Source organism: Brevibacillus migulae (assembly GCF_004521915.1).
GTDB lineage: Bacteria > Bacillota > Bacilli > Brevibacillales > Brevibacillaceae > Brevibacillus_F > Brevibacillus_F migulae.
In genome coordinates this window covers 82,289-99,737 of the sequence record NZ_SDKD01000013.1, presented here as the reverse complement: position 1 = coordinate 99,737, position 17,449 = coordinate 82,289, and the positions used below count along the sequence as shown (strand labels likewise).

The following is a 17,449-nucleotide window of genomic DNA, read 5'->3' as shown; positions in this document are numbered from 1 at the left end:
CCACACCTGCTGAGGTGGAGCTTCCAAAAACGGTACACGCTTGTCACGCAACCCCTACGTATGAATACGCTTCTTCGGAACTTTTGCGTGACGTACCGTTTTTGGGAGCGGAACCGGACAGTTCTCACCCTTACGGGTGTGGCAACTTCGGAGCCCCGCCCTCTCTTCCCTTAACCCACCACAATGTTTGCACTAATCATCCAACATGCTTATTCATAACGAAGGGCCTCGATCGGATCAAGCTTGGCTGCCTTGTTGGCTGGATAGAGTCCGAAGAAAATGCCGATTACGCTGGAGAAGCCAAAGGCGAGAACGACGCTGTCCCAAGCCAAAAACGGTGGAAGCCCAGCAAAATAAGTGATGATAGCGGCAGCCCCGACACCGAGGATGACGCCAACGGTGCCGCCGATGAGGCAGACAATGACCGACTCGATTAAAAATTGAATCAGGATATCCTTGCGTTGGGCCCCTAAAGCCTTGCGTATCCCGATTTCCCGAGTGCGCTCGGTGACAGAGACCAGCATGATGTTCATGACCCCGATACCGCCGACAAAGAGCGAGATGCCTGCAATCACACTGAACACCAGAGTCAGCATATCGGTCATTTGATTCAACTGGGACAGCTCCTGCTGCAAGCTGCGCACCATATAGTGATCGGTGTGGTTGTGCTTGCGGTTGAGGTAGTTTTTCGTTTGCTGCATGGCCAATTCAACGGTTTCCTTCGAGCTGGCTTTTCCCAGCAAACTGGACACATAAGGCTCATCCTGAAAGGTCTGATCGAAACGGATGGGAATATAGGCGGTTCCGCTCTGGCTCATGTCAAAACGAAACTTGTCTTCCTTGACGACACCGATCACCACCACTGAGGTGTTGTACATCCGCACCCGCTGGCCGATCGGATTTTGCTTTTTGAATAGGGCGGCAGCGGCTTGATCGTCCAAGACGATGACTGCCCGTTTTTCCAGATCGTCATCCTTGCTGATAAATCGTCCCTTGACCAGCTTGATGTTGGATTGGATAGCCAGATAGTCTGCCCCGGTTGCCATGATATTCGTCCGTTCCGATTTTTTCGGTCCCTGGATGTCCGCGCTTCCGTAATTAACCGGGACCATCTTTTCGATGTAGGGACTTGCTTTGGTCAGGATTTCGGTGTCTTCTACCGTCAGATCCTGATTCTTGAATTCTTCCTTCGAATTCCAATCCACCATGACGTTAAAGGATGTTGCCCCGAATTTTTCGACCTCGTTGACGAGTGCTTGCTGTCCGCCCTGCCCCAGCGTATTGACCGCGATCACCGAGGTGATCCCGATCACGATCCCCAGCATGGTCAGGCCGGAGCGCATTTTATTGGCCCAGATACCTTCGATGGCGATGCGGAAGCTCTCCAGCAGATTCATGTGACAAACACCTCTTCCGATGGGCTGGCAATCAGCGGTTCCTGCACCCGCTCGTCACTGAGGATGTTGCCGTCTTTAAAAGTGATGATGCGCTGGGCGTGCTGGGCGATATCGGTCTCGTGGGTGACGAGGATAATGGTGACGCCTTGTGCGTGTAGCTCTTGAAAGATCGCCATGATCTCTACACTGGATCGACTGTCCAGATTCCCTGTCGGCTCATCGGCCAGCAGAATGGCCGGCTGATTGACGAGGGCACGGGCAATGGCGACTCGCTGTTTCTGACCGCCGGACAGCTGCGGCGGCTTGTGGTTGATTCGCTCTGCGAGACCTACACGCCGCAATGCATCCAGCGCTCTTGTTCTGCGCTCTTTCCTGCCCAATCCCGCATACAGCATGGGAAGCTCCACATTTTGCAGAGCGGAGGAGCGGGGCAGCAGGTTGAAAGCTTGAAAGACAAAGCCGATTTTACGGTTGCGCACCTCTGCCAGCTTTTTTTCCGGCAGCTGGGTGACTTCGATCCCGTCCAGCTGATAGCTGCCGCTGGATGGCCGATCCAGACAACCGAGCATGTTCATGAAGGTTGATTTTCCGGAGCCGGAGGGACCCATGATCGCGACGAATTCGCCTGCCTCGACGCGCAAAGTGACGCCCTTGAGGATATGCAGCTCTGTGCCGCCGCTGACAAATGTTTTGGTCATGCCTTCGATTTGCAGCATGAAATCCCCTCCCTACATCATCATGGGCATCCCGGCTGGAGCGTTCACCACTGGATCGCTCTCCTTCAGGTGCTCAGGAGGATTTGTGATGATTTCTTGGCCAGGCTTGACCCCTTCGATGATTTGCGTGAACAGCTCATTTTCAATCCCGATCTTCACTTTCTGCTTTTTGGCCAGACCGTTCTCCGCAATCCATACATAAGGGGTGCCATCTGGCTCCTGTTGGATTGCCTCAATCGGAACTTGCAAAGCATTGGCGAATTTTTCGGTGATGATGTTAATGTCTACGTGGTAGCCTGGCTTTAGCGTCTCGGCATGCTCGAGCAAGCTGAGGGTCACTTTTACCCGGGTCTGTTCACCTTGTCCCGAGCTGTTTTGCGTGGTTACCGCAATCGGGGCGATGCTGGTTACTTTCGCCTTCAGTGAGTCTTTTCCCAGAGAACTGCCGCTGATCACCGCTTCATGTCCGACAGCGATTTTATGGACATCCGATTCGTTCACTTCTGCTTCCACGATGATATCGTTCAGATTTCCGAGCGTGAGGATCTCGGTTCCTTTGGTTACATGCTGGCCGTTATTGGCCGCAATGGCAAGGATCGTTCCATTTTCCGGGGCGAGAAGCACGCTTTCACGGCGTTCCTTTTCCCATTGTGCCTTTTCCACCTGCAGCTGAGTGATTTGCGCTTGAATGGACTGCACTTCTTCCTTGCGTGGGCCTTTTTGCTTCAAGACGAGCTGCTGCTTGGCCACATTCAGATTCGACTGAGCGGTGGCAAGGGCATCCTTCGCTTTTTCCCATTCCTGGGCAGTGACTGCTCCTGACGCGTATAGCTGTTCTATGCGCTGCAGCTCTTTTTGCGCTGCCTGGACACTCAATTGCTCTTGCTTGATCCGCTCCTGCTGCTGGGCGATTTCCTCAGGCTCCTCGCCACTATGCAATTTCGCGAGATTGGCATGCTGCAAGTCAATCTGCGCTTCCAACTCGAGAATTTTGCTCTCTACATCAGAGGTATCAATTTTGCCAATCGGCTGTCCCTTTCTGACTGTCATGCCTTCCTTGATCGTAAACTCCCGGAGGATGCCATTGCCGTTTGCATATAGCTTGATCTCTTCTTCTACCTTCGCTTTTCCGGAGGTTAGCACTTCATTAGACAGATCTCCCTGGGTGACTGCCGCCATTGTGACCTGCACCCCGGCAGGCTGACCACTTCCCAAAGACAGGAAGAGCCCCGTGCCGACGACGACCGTGACGAGTGCTCCACCGATCCACCACCAGCGTTTGCGCATGGATCATAACTCCCTTCTCCATCCATTTCCATTACACACAATGAGTTACGTTTATGTTGGGGAAAGGTAACAGGGAGTTGTCCTTTTTCTGTCAAAAAGATTCAAATTGGACACGCTCACGCATTACTACGATGCTGATGCACATGTTACAATAGAGGAAAAAACAAGAGTTTGTGGTAGGAGGATACTATGAGCCAGACGATTCGCTTGGACTATTCTAACGTACAACCATACGTTCAGCCTCATGAGTGGGAATACCTTGCCCCCGCTGTCCGCGATGCCCATCGCATGCTGCACGACAAATCGGGACCCGGCAATGATTTTCTGGGGTGGCTGGATCTGCCTGTCAATTATGATCGGGAGGAGTATGCGCGGATCAAGGAATCTGCAGCGCGAATTCAAGCCTCTTCCGATGTCCTGCTGGTTATCGGAATCGGGGGGTCGTATTTGGGAGCGAAGGCCGCTTTGGACGTACTGGGCCATACCTTCTACAATCTGCTGCCTAAAGACAAGCGCAACACACCGGAAATTTACTTCGTGGGCAACAATATCAGCCCTGTGTATATGACACATCTGTTTGAACTCTTGGAAGGCAAGGATGTCTCGGTCAATGTCATCTCGAAATCGGGTACGACCACTGAGCCTGCGGTTGCTTTCCGGATTGTCCGTTCGTTCATGGAAAAGAAATACGGAGTGGAGGAAGCGCGTCGCCGGATCTACGCGACTACGGACAAAGCGCGTGGGGCGCTCTACAAGCTTGCGGTGGAAGAAGGCTATGAGCGTTTTGTGATTCCGGATGATGTAGGCGGGCGTTTCTCCGTATTGACCGCTGTGGGTCTGCTGCCGATCGCTGTGAGCGGCGCGGATATCGATGCTTTGCTCAAAGGAGCCGCCGATGCTCGCGAGCGCTACGCCAATCCGGAGCTTTCCGAAAATGATTGCTACCAATACGCGGCGATCCGCAATGCGCTGTACCGCAAAGGCAAGCAGATCGAGCTGATGGTAAGCTATGAGCCGCAATTCCGCTATTTCGCCGAATGGTGGAAGCAGCTGTACGGTGAATCCGAGGGCAAGGATGGAAAAGGCATTTTCCCTGCATCCGTAGACTTCACAGCCGATCTTCACTCGATGGGACAATACATACAAGACGGCGTGCGCAACCTGTTTGAAACGGTACTCTATGTTTCCAAGCCAGCGGTGGATGTAGAGATTCAGGAAGATCCAGCCAATCTCGATGGGCTGAATTTCCTTTCTGGCAAAGGCATGGATTTTGTCAATAAAAAAGCGTTCGAAGGCACCGTGCTCGCGCATGTGGACGGCGGTGTGCCGAACCTCGTCGTGGAAATTCCGGAGGCGAATGCTTATCACCTGGGCGCATTGATCTATTTCTTTGAAAAGGCATGCGCGATCAGCGGCTATCTGCTCGGGGTCAATCCGTTTGACCAGCCAGGTGTGGAAGCTTACAAGGCCAATATGTACGCGCTTCTCGGCAAACCAGGCCATGAAGCGAGAAAGGCTGAGCTGGAGGCTCGACTGCATGGAGGAAAATAAGACGTACCTGACCATGCCAGAGACAGCGGCCTATTTGGAGCTGCCGGAATCTTTTATTCTGGAAAAGGTGAAAGAGGGACGCATCCGCGCTGTTCACAATGGCGAAGAGTACCTGATCAACAAGGATCAGTTTGCTCATCATCTGGAGCAGATGAAAAAGCTGAAGGAGTTTCTCGAGGAATGGAACAATGAGCCGATTCCCGAAAGCTACGATGTGAAGGACGAGGATTAATCAATTGAATAACGTTTGTAACAACTGCTAGGGGAGTCCAGCGTGCAGGACTGAGAGGACGGAGCGGATCCGTCGACCCTTTGAACTTGATCCAGGTCATGCTGGCGCAGGGAAGTGGTGTGAAGGAAGCCGTGCAAATTCTGCCGCTTCTCTTTTTGCGTAGATCAGGACGCCCACCTTTCCTTGCGAAGGGTGGGTTTTTCGTTGTTTGTAAAAAAAGAGAGGCGGGGGAGAAAATGGATTTCATTGTAGTCGGCGGAGGAATTATCGGGCTGAGTCTGGCGTATGAGCTGGTGACACGGGGTGCATCGGTGACACTGATTGAGCAAGGCCAGTGGGGGGGAGAGGCTTCACAAGCAGCAGCGGGCATGCTCGCACCATATAAGGAGTTTAAAGAAGATGGCCCTCTGTTCGAACTGGGGAGAAAATCACTGTCGCTTTACCCGGAGTGGGCCTTGCAGCTGGAAAACGAGACCGGGATCGAGGTGCAGCTGAAGCGGGGAGGGATCTTGACCGTCGCTGCCAGTGAGGCTGACATCCGAGAGATCCAAGCCAAATATGTATGGCAGAAACAAGCGGGCTGCAATCTGGAGTGGCTCACAGGAGATGCTCTGCATGAGCGGGAGCCGCTTCTTTCTGCCAAACTGCAGGCGGGTATCTTCTCCCCGGATGAGGGGGATGTAAATAACCAACTCTTGCTGAAAGCGCTGCATGCCGCCTGCCAACGCCGTGGGGTCAAACTGCTGGCTGGGCATGTGGTGACAGGATTGATCACGAGCGGAGAACGGATCACGGGTGTGAAAACGGCAGCGGGAGAGCATAACGCATGCCACACGGTGCTGACCGCAGGGGCCTGGGCAGGGATCATGGCCGAATGGCTTGGCTATGCAAATCAGGTTCGTCCGGTTCGCGGGCAGATCGCGGCTGTTTCCTCGGTAGGAATACCGCTGCGTCATGTGGTGTTTGGTCCAGACGGGTATCTGGTGCCGAAGAGGGATGGGCGGATCATTCTCGGTGCCACTGAAGACGAGGCGGGATATTGCCGGGAGGTTACGGCAGGAGGCATCAGCCGGGTGCTGCAAGGTGTACAAACCATTATTCCGTCAGTCGCAAACGCCGCATTTCTGCAAGCCTGGGCGGGGCTGCGACCAGCTTCACTGGATGGCTTGCCGCTGCTGGGACCGATCCCGGATTGGGCGGGGATCTCCATGGCAGCTGGCCATTTCCGCAATGGGATACTGCTAGCACCGGTGACAGCCAAGCTGATGGCGGATTGGCTGGTGGATGGCAAGGGTCAACCGCTGGCTCCGTTTGATCCGGGAAGACTCCGCGAGCTGCATACAAAGTAATAAAATAACCCTATATACAAATTATTTGTATACGAATGATTTGTGTATAGGGTATTATTTTTATAGTCGATAAGAATTTATAAAATTCTCATCGACATAAGAGCAACTAAGCTCCGCCAAAGACTTGGCGTAGCCAAGTTTTTTCTAATCACCCCGATTCGGGAGGAGGAGACAGATGAAAATTGAAGACTGCCTGAATTTCCTAGCGAGCAAAACCTATCAACGGCTTTCCCAGCTGGCTAAGCCAAAATTGAGCAAGCTTGGGATCACGACCACACAATGCGCGCTGTTGCACGTCCTGTGGGAGCAGGATGGCTTGAAAGGCATCGAGCTGGGAGAGCGTCTTCGCATCGATGGCGCGACCATTACCGGGATGCTCGATCGGTTAGAGCAAAATGGCATCATCGAACGCCGGCCTGATTCACGGGACCGTCGCATTAACCTGATTTTTCTGACCGAGCAGGGGAAGGAATTGGAGGGGCCGGTCAAGCTTATCATGAAAGAAGTGGAAGATGACGTGCTGAACGGTTTCAGCGAGCAAGAAGTCGCCCTTTTCAAAAAAATGATGACCCTCATTGGGCTTGAGGAGGGGAAATAACATTACACGGTCAGGAGAAGGAAACCAAAAAAGAGCAGGCTGGCACTATGCCTGGGTGATTTTGCTTCTGGCCTTCGCCGCCTTGTGGGCCTCCCAGGGAGTCCGTTTATCATTTGGGGCGTTCATCAAGCCGTGGGAAGAGGCGTTTGCGACAGACAGGGGAACGCTGTCGCTCATCTCGATGATCAGCTTCATCGTGTATGGCATTTCCCAGCCGATTGTCGGCAAGCTGATCGATACATATGGGACCAGAAAAATTTTAACCGTCAGTATCGGGATCGTCGGAGGCTGTCTCGTTCTTACTTCGTTTGTGACGAGTCCGTGGCAGCTGATGCTGCTCTATGCGATCTTTGCCTCGATCGGCTTCGGGGGAGCTTCCAATGTGACGACGAGCGTGTTGGTCAATAAATGGTTTCACGCGAAAAAGGGGTTAGCCTTTGGCTTGATGGAAGCGGGGGCAGGGGCAGGACAGATGCTGATCGTTCCCGCCTCGCTGTTTTTCATCGACTGGTTTGGCTGGCAGGAGACCGCCTTGCTGCAAGGAGCCTTTCTGATCGTCATCGTTTGCCCGGCGATACTCTTGTTCATCCGCAATGAACCAGCAGAGAAGCAGCTGGTACCACTGGGGAGCGATGGACAGCATCTGGAGGAAAAAACGGGAGCTGATGAAAAGGGCCAAAGGAAGGGAGCGTCCATCTTCCGCACCAGGCTGTTTTGGTTTTTGGTCCTGCCGTTTTTTGTATGCGGGATCACGACGACGGGGTTGATCGATACGCACCTGATCCCCTTCTCCCATGACCACGGTTTTTCCACATCGGTCACCAGCACGGCGGTCAGTTTGCTGGCAGCGTGCAACATTGCGGGGATTCTCATGTCCGGCTATTTGGCGGACAGGTGGAGCAGCCGAAAAATGCTTGGCATTCTTTATCTGGTCAGGGCCGTTTCGTTGACGATCCTTCTCTTCACCCATGATCCGGCGATCCTGCTTGGTTTTGCGATCTTGTTTGGACTCGTCGATTTTGCAACGGTAGCCCCTACCCAAGTGCTGGCCGCCCATTATTTTCAACAATACTCGATCGGGCAAGTATTGGGCTGGATCTTCTTAGGGCATCAGATCGGTTCAGCGCTGGGCGCGTATTTGCCGGGAGTGCTGTACAATGTGACGGGCAACTACAATCTCTCCTTCTTTGCATCGATTATTCTGCTGCTGGGCGCTTCGTTTCTTCACGCGCTGCTGCCAGAGCCGGTGGCAAACAAGCAAATGAAGAAGGAAAAGGAAGCACAGCAGCAAGAAGCAAATCCGGCGTAGCCTCAAGACCGTTGCCGGAACAGCAAAAGAGAAGGGCCGCGCATGCACCCTTCTATTTTTGTTACTGTATCAGAAAGTATATACTTCACTACGAATCAACCTCATACAGCATGAAAAACTTCCTCTAAAGAAGGACTCGACAACTTCTTCGAAAGGGCTTCTATGGAATTTATCTTACTTCACCAGCGTATTCCAAAAGCTCTGATTTCCAAACCCAAGCCGCCACACACCATATCCGCCTAAATGATAGGCTTCCACCAAGCCGCGTTTTGTTTTCAGACTTTGATCATTCTCATACCAGAGGGTCCGTGTAACCCCGTCTTTGACATAGGTGAGCTTCGGCGATTTGGACTTCTCGTCCCAAGTAACCGTGCCATTGTATGTTTTGATCAAATCAGGGATCGCCTTGTACGGAACTGCACGATTGCCTGCGCTGCTCCATTCGTAGCCATAGCTGGCGATGCCGAGCAAAATTTTCTGTGGCGGAATCACTTTGGTGCTGTATTTCACGACGCTTTCCACCCATGGATAAGAGGCGACTGGGCCTGCTGCACTCCAGGTTCCATGCTCATCGTAGGTCATCAGCTGCACGTAGTCGCTTTTCGCTCCGATGCGGGCATAGTCAAAGCCGTAGGTCCATGAATGAGCGGGGGTATCGGCTGCTTTTGCCGGAACGGAGACGATCAGCTTTTTCCCGGCCGCATGCAGCCCGTCCGCCAGTTTGCCGATAAAATCGGCGTAAACGGTGCGGTCAGAAGCAGGGACATTTTCAAAATCGAGATTGATTCCCGTTGCACCCAATTCTCTCGTTTTGCTCAACAGGTTGGTAAGCAAACGATCAGTCGCCTGCTTGTTGTTCAACAGCGTATGAACCAGCTCACGGTCAAAGATTTTATCGCCGTTGTTGGTGACAGCCAGATACAGATCAAGACTGCCGCTGCGGGTGATATCCAATCCGTGCGAGGAAGCTGTTCCTTTCAGCTGTCCGTCCGCAGTCGCGTCAAAGGCGACCATGGAAACATCGGTAAGCATGGAACGATAGTTTGCTACGGCATTATAGGACACCCTGTCTTGATCGCTATACTCCACGTAATAGCCGAGCACTTTCTTCCCGGCCGGGACGCTTTGGACAGGGGAGGTGGCTGCAGGCTTGGTCTGCGCTGGAGCGAGCGGAACAGTCATGTCTTGCTCCATGACAGAAAGCCAGCTGTCTTTTGCGAGAACGTTCTCAACCCGTTCATCAGATGTAGCCGCTTTATGTAAAGTAAATGTACCCGCCGAATAGACGTGTAAAGCCGGAATCAGCAGTAGTGCGAAAAGCAAATAAGCACCGAATTGTTTGAATTTACTGCGCACGTAGGGTGACTCCTTTCCAAGAGAGAAAAATGTCTTCCTCTCTGTATCGGAGAATGGAGGACGTCCACAGCAGGTCCAAATCTTTCCTATTGGAAGTAAATGCGTACCTTTACCGCTTTTGTTGCACACTAGTAGGGAGACTGTGAAAAAGGCAGGGATCCCGCATGAAAACGATTCAAAGCAGCCTGACAGGAGTGCAGGGGGCGTTCGGTTATATCCGCGACTCCCTCCAGCAGGATGGCTTTACACTGGCCAATTGGGAGTATGACGGCGGATATTTTGATAAGGAACTGGATGACAAAGGGATGGTGTTTTTGCGTCTCCCGATCGAAGTGAAGCATGGGAAGCTGGATGACACGGATGCCCGGATCGAGTTTGGCACCCCATTCGTGCTGAAACATGTGTACCGGACAGGTGTGGAAAATCACATCGGTTATGCAGCGGGTCCGGTTGCCTCCGCGATGATGAACCAATTTCAAGAGCCGGTCGATAAGGATGCGCAGGTTGACGATCAATGGGTACAGCAAGCCACCGACATTGTGAGAAGGCTCGAGCAGCGATTTGCGTAAAGAAAAGCCACAGGGAATCCGAAATGATCCCTGTGGAAACGCTCTCCATAATTCTTTTACCAGCGAATTTTGACCGGAGTGCCAATCTGGACCAGGCGAGCGAGCTCTTCCACGTCCTTGTTATACATGCGAATACAGCCATGCGAGACAAATTTGCCGATGGACGATGGACGGTTAGTCCCGTGTATCCCGTAATGCGGTTTGTTGAGCCCTAACCAGTAAGTGCCGAAAACCGACAGCGGTCCCCCTTTGTAACTATAGGGATAAGGCACCTTGTTGATGATGTAAAAATCGCCTCGTGGTGTCTGGGTGGCGATTTTCCCTACGCCGACAGGATAGACCTTGACCAACTGGGATCCGTTATAGAGAGAGAGTCGGCGTTTGGAAAGGGAGATGCGAATCTGGTAGGACGGCATCTGCTCACATCCTTTCCTCTTCCTTCCTATACATTATGTGAACCTTCTATGGCGGGTTCGCGTGGCTAAATTCATTTGTGGTATAGTGAGGAAAGAGAAAAGCGTGGAGAGATCCACCGACAAGATGGTGACAGTAGATGAAGATAGCCACAGTACTGAGAAATGACGACTATACAAGGGAAGTCAGCGCAAGTCTGCGCCAAAAGCTGGCTGAAAGCAAGGTGCGTCCGTATCGCCTGATCGAAGAAGGCGAAAAGCCGGATCTGGTCCTGTCCATTGGCGGGGATGGCACGATGCTGGAGGCTGTCCACCAATATGGTTTTGAGCCGACCTATGTGGGGATACATACCGGACACCTTGGATTTTACGCCGACTGGCGGCCGGATGAGCTGGATGATTTCGTCCACGCGTTGGAATCGGTCGAACCGTTCATTGCCGAGTATCCGACCGTATCCTGCCTGCTTCAGATGAGCGATGGAGCCATTCATGAAAAATGGGCCCTCAACGAGCTGGTCATTCGCAATACATCGCTCTCTACATTGGTCGCTTGCGTGTATATAAATGGGGATGAATTTGAAACATTTCGGGGAGACGGCTTGATCATTTCCTCTCCGTCTGGAAGTACGGCTTACAACAAAGCGGTCGATGGCGCGATCGTGCATCCTTCGATTGAAGCGATTCAATTGTCCGAAATCGCCTCGATCAACAACCGCACGTATCGGACCATCAACAGCTCATTGGTGCTGCCCCGCCATCACGAGATCGAGCTGATCATGATGAATCCGGAAATCTTGATCGGGCTGGACCGGGAGCAGGCGGTATGGAAGGGAATCCGTTCCATTACGTGCCGGGTGGGTGCGGAGAAAGTCCGCTTTGCCCGGTACAAAAAGCATCCGTTCTGGGGACGTGTACGCAATTCATTTATACGTGATTAATGGTGAAAAAGGCTGCGCCTTGATTGTTGGCGGAGCCTTTCTTTCATTCGTCATGCCGATTTTTCCGCTTGGCCAGACAGGACACCGCTTGAAACGAATACGAGCAGCGAGCCCGCTAGACAAATCCCCGTAAACATGCAAACAGCCCAATATCCGTCCAATCCTGCATAAAGCATTCCTGCCAACCAAGCTGCACAGGTTGTCGCCGCATTCATGGTAGAAGTAGCCAGGCTGGAAATGGTTCCGCGGATGGTGGGATTTAAACCGTTCAGCAGCCCAACCATGAGCGGAAACAGAATCCCCAGAATGGTGAAAATGAAAAAGTAAGCGCCCTTTACGACCGAAATCGAGGGGATAAATGGCAGCGCAACATAGGCGGCAATCACGAGAAGCATCCCCGCAGCCATCGTCCGAAACGGATTGAGTGCTTTCAGTACATAGGGGCTGCATAGGCTGCCGATCAAATTGCCAAGGCCCAAAAAAATGATGACATAGCCTGCTTCGTCAACCGACAGGCTAAAGCGGTCCGTCATCCATTTCCCGAGAAAGGCGAAAGCTGCGCTGCTTCCCAGATGGACAAAAAAGTAGGCGAGGAACGTGCCTCTCGCTTGGCTGCTAGTCAGTAAAGGAACATATCTTTTTGCGATGGACGCGAGATTCGTCCCTTGCTGTTGGCTGGGTTTCATGCTAGGGACCGCGAAAAAGGCGGCCACCGCCAATAACAAGGAAAAGGTGCCGATGGTCCAAAAGGGAAGGGGCCAGCTTCCTGCGGCCAGCAAGCTTCCGATCGGCACGCCGAGTGCTTGCGAGACAGCAAGCCCTGCATAGGCGACGCCTAAGGCCTTGCTGATTTTGGCCGGGGGAAACAGAGTCGGGATGGATGCCCAGACTTGCGGTGCTGTAAACGCCGCACTGACTCCCGCCAAAAAGCGAAACAGGCACATGGTCCAAAAATCGACCGCGAAGCCGCATAAGAAAGTGGAAATGGCAAAGCAGGTAAGGCCGGTCAGCAGCACTTTTTTTCGATCCCATCCATCCGATAAAGGACCGGCAATCAGCGCAAACACCGCTGAACCCAGCGTGTAGGAGCCCATCATCCATCCGGCTGTTTCCGTGGGGACATGGAAGTTGCTTTGCAGGGTTGGGAGCAGCGGGGAAATCAGAAACGTATCCGTGCCAATCACAAACATGACAAGAAAAAAGAGTACAGTCAATCTGCCCATCATCATCACCGTTTTCTTTTTGATTTGATCACAACCACATTGTAGCGGATAATAGTGACAGAAAATGTCGTAGATCGAAAAAGGACGGGAGCTATGTCGAAATCAAAGCGTTTGTTGGAATTGATGATGACGGTCAACCGAAAACGGAAATTTACGGTGAAAGAGCTTGCTCAGGAATTTGGCGTATCTACCAGAACGATGCTGAGGGATCTGCAGGAATTAAGCGAGCTGGGCGTCCCGCTGTATTCGGAGGTAGGTCCTCACGGTGGCTATCAGGTATTGAAGGAAAGAATTTTGCCACCAATCGCTTTTTCTGAAAAAGAGGCAATCGCGATGTTTTTTGCTGTCTATGCCCTTCGCCACTATTCCTCGCTGCCCTTTGAGGCGGAATCGGCCTCCGCATTGGAAAAATTTTATCGGTATATGTCCGGGGATGTCCGGGATCGCATCGATCAGATGAAAAATCGGGTGGACTTCGTGACGCCAACGCGGCTTCAGGAATCCCCGCATTTGGAAATCCTGCTCGAAGCTGCCGTGGAGCAAAAGGTATTATGCATCGAATACGAGTCGCGGGGAGAGGATGCGATCAGAAACATCCAACCGATCGGGATCTATGCAAGCAATGGTTTGTGGTTTTGTCCTGCTTATTGCTTACTGCGCGAAGACTTCCGCATATTTCGCTGTGATCGCATTCGTTCTGCCGCGTACGTGACGGACGGTACGGAACCGATGGACTTGCGGCATGTTCATTTGGGCAATAAAGAGACGTTTTTCCAGATGGAGAAGGAGTCGACTCACCTTTATGCGGAATTAAGTCCAAAAGGTGTCCAAATGTGCGAAGCTGTATTATGGTTGCGCTCCCATCTGCGCGTACGGGAGGATGGCACCGGGTGGCTGGAAGGAGCAATTTCCCTCAGCGACCTCGCTTTCTATGCCCGCTTTTTCGTCGGATTGGGTACGGAGGCGACAGTGAAGCGCCCGATCGAGCTTGTCAGAGAAATGAAGCGGCTGTTTGCGGAAATCATGGCCAAATATGAATCGTAAACATTTGCGGAAGGCCCATGCAAAGATCGAGCAGGGCAATACCATCGGAAAAATCGTGTTGGCCCATTTTTCTAAATAAGCTTGTCTCTCCCCCTCGACTTGAGCGATAGAACGAGGGGGCTGTTTTTTTGCCGGGAGACAAGAAAAGGATCGTTCAAGAAGGCCGCATATTTCTACCGTAGGGCACATACAGCTCATAAGGAAGTAAAAAAATGGAAGTGCCTGATAAGTCCTAGCACTTCCCTGCAGGAGGAATGCTCATTGGCTCAAGCAAGTATTCAAACGGCCAAGACGGTGCGTCAGTTAGCAATTGGATCGCTTCAGGCTATACCCGAGGAGCTGTTTGATATTCAGCCCAACGGCTTCAACAACACGATCCGGTGGAATATCGGACATATCGCAGCAATGCAGGATGTATTTCTTGCCAATGGATTGGAGATTCCATCCGATTTGCCGAGCAATTACAACAAGATGTTCTTCATGGGGACGAAGCCAGCGGATTGGGCTGACACGCCGCCATCGAAGGAGGAGCTGCTGCAAACCCTTTCCACACAGTTCAACCGGTTATCAGAAGTGTCTCCAGACAAACTGAACGAATCATTCCATTCTCCCCGCGAAATGGGCCCATTTACGTTTTCCTGCAGGGACGAGGTCTTTCAGTTTGCCCTCATCCACGAGGCCGTCCACTTAGGTGTTATTTCGTCGATGGTAAAAGCCATTCAAGCTGGCAAATAATCGCGGATAATGGAGCGGGCCACATCATGAGGCTGGGCCAGCTGCCCTTCCTCCTTCAATCTGACAAACCGCTCGAGGGTAGGAAAATGAACATCAGTCGCAGAGCGGATGGTCTTTTGCATTTCAGTATCCATCACACCCGGATTGACATTATGGACCGATATCCGTTTCTGGTCTTTGACCTGCTCGGCCAGCACGTTGAAGAACATCTCTCCGCCTGCTTTGGTCGAGCAATAGAGCGCCCAGCCGTCCTTCAGGTTTTTCGCGGCACCTGAGGAGATGAACAGGACTTTTACGGGAAGCGTCTCCGCTGCCTGGAGGGAAAACAGCGTGTTGCTCAGCAGGATCGGCGCGGTCAGATTCACCTGAATCGCTTCCGTGATCTGCTGCGGGTCCAATGTGCCCACGGCTCCGATCGGTTCAATCACAGCGGCGTTGTGGATCAATACAACCTCTGATATTTCTTTATCTTGGAGAAAAGCATTCATATCCGAAGCCGTCGGCAGCTGCGCGGAATCACGCAGATCCGCTTGGAAGAGCCGGATATCGTGGTTTGACTGGGAAGCGAGCTCGATTTGCTCTGGCAAAAAGCGGCGCGCGATACAGAAAAGCGAATGATTTTCTGCAGCCAACAGCTCAAACAATGCTTTGCCCAAACCATTGGAGGTACCCGTTACAAAAACGGCTTTGCTCATTTTTCTTACCTACTTTCTGCTGGATATTTATGCTAGTATCTTAGCAGGTTACCAGTTTTCAGAAAAGCGAGGAGAACGGAAATGGGGAAAGTAGGGAAAGTGGCAGAGCTTGTCCGCCATCCGGTTAAAGCGCTGCGAGGGGAGTCTTTACAAGAATGCCGCGTCGATTCATTCGGTCTGTACGGGGACCGCAGTCATTATTTCGGCGATGGCACGAAGGAAGGAAGGCCGTTGAGTCCTGATAAGTGCCCCGGCTTTATCGAGTATGCGGCAAGATTGAAAGGGGAAGGAACCGAGGAAGCGTATCCGCCGGTTGAGGTGATAAGCCCTTCTGGAGAAACGTTTGCTTGGGGAGAGGCGTCCTTCTTTGCCGAAATGGAGAAAGCAGCCAAGCTGCCGATTATCCCTTTCAGCCGCACTCCGATAGAGGGGGGAGAGAACTGGGACGGACACATTCTGATCGTGACCGACGCATCCCTTCGCGACCTGCAAAGAGCCTGGGGAAAAGGAACAGTGGATCACCGCCGTTTTCGGGCGAATGTGGTGATCGCTTTGGATGCGGATCTCCCTTTTCAGGAGGATGAATGGTTGGGCAAGCAGCTGCAGATTGGGGAAGTGATCTTGCAGGTGAACAGTCATTGTGAGCGGTGCCACGCGATTAATATCGATCCGGCCACCTACGAGATCGATAAAAGCCTGCTAAAGACCGTGGTCCAGCATAGGGAGAATCGGTTTGGTGTCTATGCGACGGTGGTGCGGACGGGAACCATAAAAGTAGATGATGCGGTGCATGTGGTAGAAACCGCAGAATAAATTTCATACAGGTTGCGAATGAGACGGCAGCTGCTGGCGGCCGGACATTCGAACCGTCTATGACCTGAATCATTGCCAATTGTTTGGCAGGATTCAGGTTTTTTCTATTTTTCGGAACCGGCCTGCTGTTTTTACACTTTTTTTAGACTTTGTTTAGAGCCGTTTTAGAGCTGGTGGTTAGCATGAGTATCAGGGAAGCTCGCAGGGGCATCGAGGGAGCTTTCAACCAATAGACAGGAGGCTATCGAATCATGAACAAAAAGTGGTTGGCCATGGGAGGCGGCATCGGGCTTGGCGTGGCGATGCTGATTACCAGCGGTTTTTCGGCGAGCGCGAGCAATACCGGCTACGAAGCATACAAACAGGCGTGGAAGCAAACAAAAGCGGCAGCGAGTATCGCCGGAGACGCTCATGTCACAGTCAATGATAATGAAGAGAAAGTATTGGACGTGACCTCAGCTTTCAAGAAAGACAACGGTAAGGACTTATCCAGCGCAGCGATCCAGGTGGACAACGACAAGCAGAAGCACGCGTTGCATGTGTACCGTCAAGATGGCAAAATCATCGTCAAACACAGCGGCAGCGACATGTATCATGTGATGGAAAGACAGGGACCGCGGTGGGGACAAAATGAACATGATCCGGAACTGGCCAAGGACATGGAAAACGTGCTGGATGTCTTGGCAGGCAATCTGCGCAGCGAGGTCATGTTGAAAAACCAAGAGAATGGCAAAAAGCATGTATCCTTGCATCTGAGTGACAGTCAAATTCCCACGGCTGTAAACGCAATCGGTTCACTCATCATCAAAAATGCTTCCCAGCACACTGGAGCGGATAACCATCGGCACCAGGGAGTAAAAAGCATTGCCCCTGCTGATATGAAGGTCGATTTTCCCCAATTGACCGACAATATTCGGATGCAAGAGGTTAACCTGGATGCAATCATCAATGCAGATGACTATATCGAAAACCAGAAAGCGGAAATCAGAATCGTCGGTCAGGACGCTTCGGGAGAGGAGCATCAAGTGACGGTCGCATTTGATGTTGATTTATCCGGATTGAACCATACCGTAATCGAACCTGTTCAATTAGAAGGAAAGCAGGTGCACTCCATCACAAGCGAAGGACGGAAGCATTTCGGAGCGTGGTAAATATCCAGCCGGGTAACGTGCAGATGGCGTTATCCGGCATTCATCTTCATGCGGGAAAGGGAGAGGGGCGGCA

The 17,449-nt window shown here is 52.1% G+C and carries 18 protein-coding genes and 1 riboswitch; of the genes, 11 read left to right on the top strand and 7 right to left on the bottom strand.

Annotated elements, in window-relative coordinates:
- Positions 1-209: 209 nt before the first annotated feature.
- Genes EIZ37_RS15975 through EIZ37_RS15965 form a run of 3 tightly spaced genes read right to left on the bottom strand, consistent with a single transcriptional unit; the run spans position 210 to position 3,400 of the window.
- Entirely contained in the window at positions 210-1,397 is a 1,188-nt protein-coding gene (locus tag EIZ37_RS15975; protein ID WP_134685758.1) for an ABC transporter permease, read from the bottom strand.
- The gene (locus EIZ37_RS15970) at positions 1,394-2,113 is read right to left on the bottom strand and encodes an ABC transporter ATP-binding protein (RefSeq protein WP_134685757.1); all 720 of its coding nucleotides are present in this window, start codon (positions 2,111-2,113) and stop codon (positions 1,394-1,396) included. Before EIZ37_RS15970 ends, EIZ37_RS15975 begins: the two co-directional genes overlap by 4 nt.
- A gap of 12 nt (positions 2,114-2,125) precedes the next feature.
- Entirely contained in the window at positions 2,126-3,400 is a 1,275-nt protein-coding gene (locus EIZ37_RS15965; protein WP_134685756.1) for an HlyD family secretion protein, read from the bottom strand.
- A 189-nt stretch (positions 3,401-3,589) separates the two neighbouring features.
- Here EIZ37_RS15965 and EIZ37_RS15960 point away from each other — a divergent pair, with 189 nt between their 5' ends.
- From EIZ37_RS15960 to EIZ37_RS15940, 5 genes are all read left to right on the top strand, one after another.
- Complete coding sequence (locus EIZ37_RS15960) at positions 3,590-4,951, top strand: glucose-6-phosphate isomerase (protein ID WP_134685755.1); 1,362 nt, start codon at positions 3,590-3,592, stop codon at positions 4,949-4,951.
- The gene (locus tag EIZ37_RS15955; protein WP_134685754.1) at positions 4,938-5,183 is read left to right on the top strand and encodes an excisionase family DNA-binding protein; all 246 of its coding nucleotides are present in this window, start codon (positions 4,938-4,940) and stop codon (positions 5,181-5,183) included. The genes EIZ37_RS15960 and EIZ37_RS15955 overlap by 14 nt, the downstream gene beginning before the upstream one ends.
- Before the next feature lie 19 nt (positions 5,184-5,202).
- A riboswitch (TPP riboswitch) is annotated at positions 5,203-5,313 on the top strand.
- A gap of 106 nt (positions 5,314-5,419) precedes the next feature.
- Positions 5,420-6,532 carry a glycine oxidase ThiO gene (gene thiO, locus EIZ37_RS15950; protein WP_134685753.1) on the top strand — a complete coding sequence of 371 codons (1,113 nt, stop codon included), beginning with the start codon at positions 5,420-5,422 and terminating at the stop codon, positions 6,530-6,532.
- A gap of 175 nt (positions 6,533-6,707) precedes the next feature.
- Positions 6,708-7,130, top strand: a complete 423-nt coding sequence (locus EIZ37_RS15945) for a MarR family winged helix-turn-helix transcriptional regulator (RefSeq protein ID WP_134685752.1) — start codon at positions 6,708-6,710, stop codon at positions 7,128-7,130.
- 55 nt (positions 7,131-7,185) lie between these two features.
- Positions 7,186-8,439 carry an MFS transporter gene (locus EIZ37_RS15940; RefSeq protein ID WP_235828062.1) on the top strand — a complete coding sequence of 418 codons (1,254 nt, stop codon included), beginning with the start codon at positions 7,186-7,188 and terminating at the stop codon, positions 8,437-8,439.
- A 174-nt stretch (positions 8,440-8,613) separates the two neighbouring features.
- Here EIZ37_RS15940 and EIZ37_RS15935 read toward each other — a convergent pair whose 3' ends face one another.
- Complete coding sequence (locus tag EIZ37_RS15935) at positions 8,614-9,795, bottom strand: glycosyl hydrolase family 18 protein (RefSeq protein WP_134685751.1); 1,182 nt, start codon at positions 9,793-9,795, stop codon at positions 8,614-8,616.
- A gap of 164 nt (positions 9,796-9,959) precedes the next feature.
- Between EIZ37_RS15935 and EIZ37_RS15930 the strand changes: the two genes are divergently transcribed.
- A complete protein-coding gene (locus tag EIZ37_RS15930; protein WP_134685750.1) occupies positions 9,960-10,364 on the top strand; it encodes a YugN family protein in 405 nt (134 codons plus the stop codon).
- Between the two features lie 56 nt (positions 10,365-10,420).
- Here EIZ37_RS15930 and EIZ37_RS15925 read toward each other — a convergent pair whose 3' ends face one another.
- Positions 10,421-10,780 (bottom strand): L,D-transpeptidase, encoded by a 360-nt coding sequence (locus tag EIZ37_RS15925; protein WP_134685749.1) that lies wholly within the window; start codon positions 10,778-10,780, stop codon positions 10,421-10,423.
- Positions 10,781-10,917: 137 nt separating this feature from the next.
- Between EIZ37_RS15925 and EIZ37_RS15920 the strand changes: the two genes are divergently transcribed.
- A complete protein-coding gene (locus tag EIZ37_RS15920) occupies positions 10,918-11,715 on the top strand; it encodes an NAD kinase (protein ID WP_134685748.1) in 798 nt (265 codons plus the stop codon).
- 50 nt (positions 11,716-11,765) lie between these two features.
- Here EIZ37_RS15920 and EIZ37_RS15915 read toward each other — a convergent pair whose 3' ends face one another.
- A complete protein-coding gene (locus tag EIZ37_RS15915) occupies positions 11,766-12,938 on the bottom strand; it encodes an MFS transporter (protein WP_134685796.1) in 1,173 nt (390 codons plus the stop codon).
- A gap of 93 nt (positions 12,939-13,031) precedes the next feature.
- Here EIZ37_RS15915 and EIZ37_RS15910 point away from each other — a divergent pair, with 93 nt between their 5' ends.
- Complete coding sequence (locus EIZ37_RS15910; RefSeq protein WP_134685747.1) at positions 13,032-13,982, top strand: helix-turn-helix transcriptional regulator; 951 nt, start codon at positions 13,032-13,034, stop codon at positions 13,980-13,982.
- 261 nt (positions 13,983-14,243) lie between these two features.
- A complete protein-coding gene (locus tag EIZ37_RS15900) occupies positions 14,244-14,717 on the top strand; it encodes a DinB family protein (RefSeq protein WP_134685746.1) in 474 nt (157 codons plus the stop codon).
- Here the strand turns inward: EIZ37_RS15900 and EIZ37_RS15895 are convergent.
- Positions 14,702-15,412 (bottom strand): SDR family NAD(P)-dependent oxidoreductase, encoded by a 711-nt coding sequence (locus tag EIZ37_RS15895; protein ID WP_134685745.1) that lies wholly within the window; start codon positions 15,410-15,412, stop codon positions 14,702-14,704. The genes EIZ37_RS15900 and EIZ37_RS15895 overlap by 16 nt on opposite strands.
- Positions 15,413-15,493: 81 nt before the next feature.
- Between EIZ37_RS15895 and EIZ37_RS15890 the strand changes: the two genes are divergently transcribed.
- Positions 15,494-16,225, top strand: a complete 732-nt coding sequence (locus tag EIZ37_RS15890) for an MOSC domain-containing protein (RefSeq protein ID WP_134685744.1) — start codon at positions 15,494-15,496, stop codon at positions 16,223-16,225.
- 251 nt (positions 16,226-16,476) lie between these two features.
- Positions 16,477-17,376 (top strand): hypothetical protein, encoded by a 900-nt coding sequence (locus EIZ37_RS15885; RefSeq protein WP_134685743.1) that lies wholly within the window; start codon positions 16,477-16,479, stop codon positions 17,374-17,376.
- The last annotated feature ends 73 nt before the right edge of the window (positions 17,377-17,449 follow it).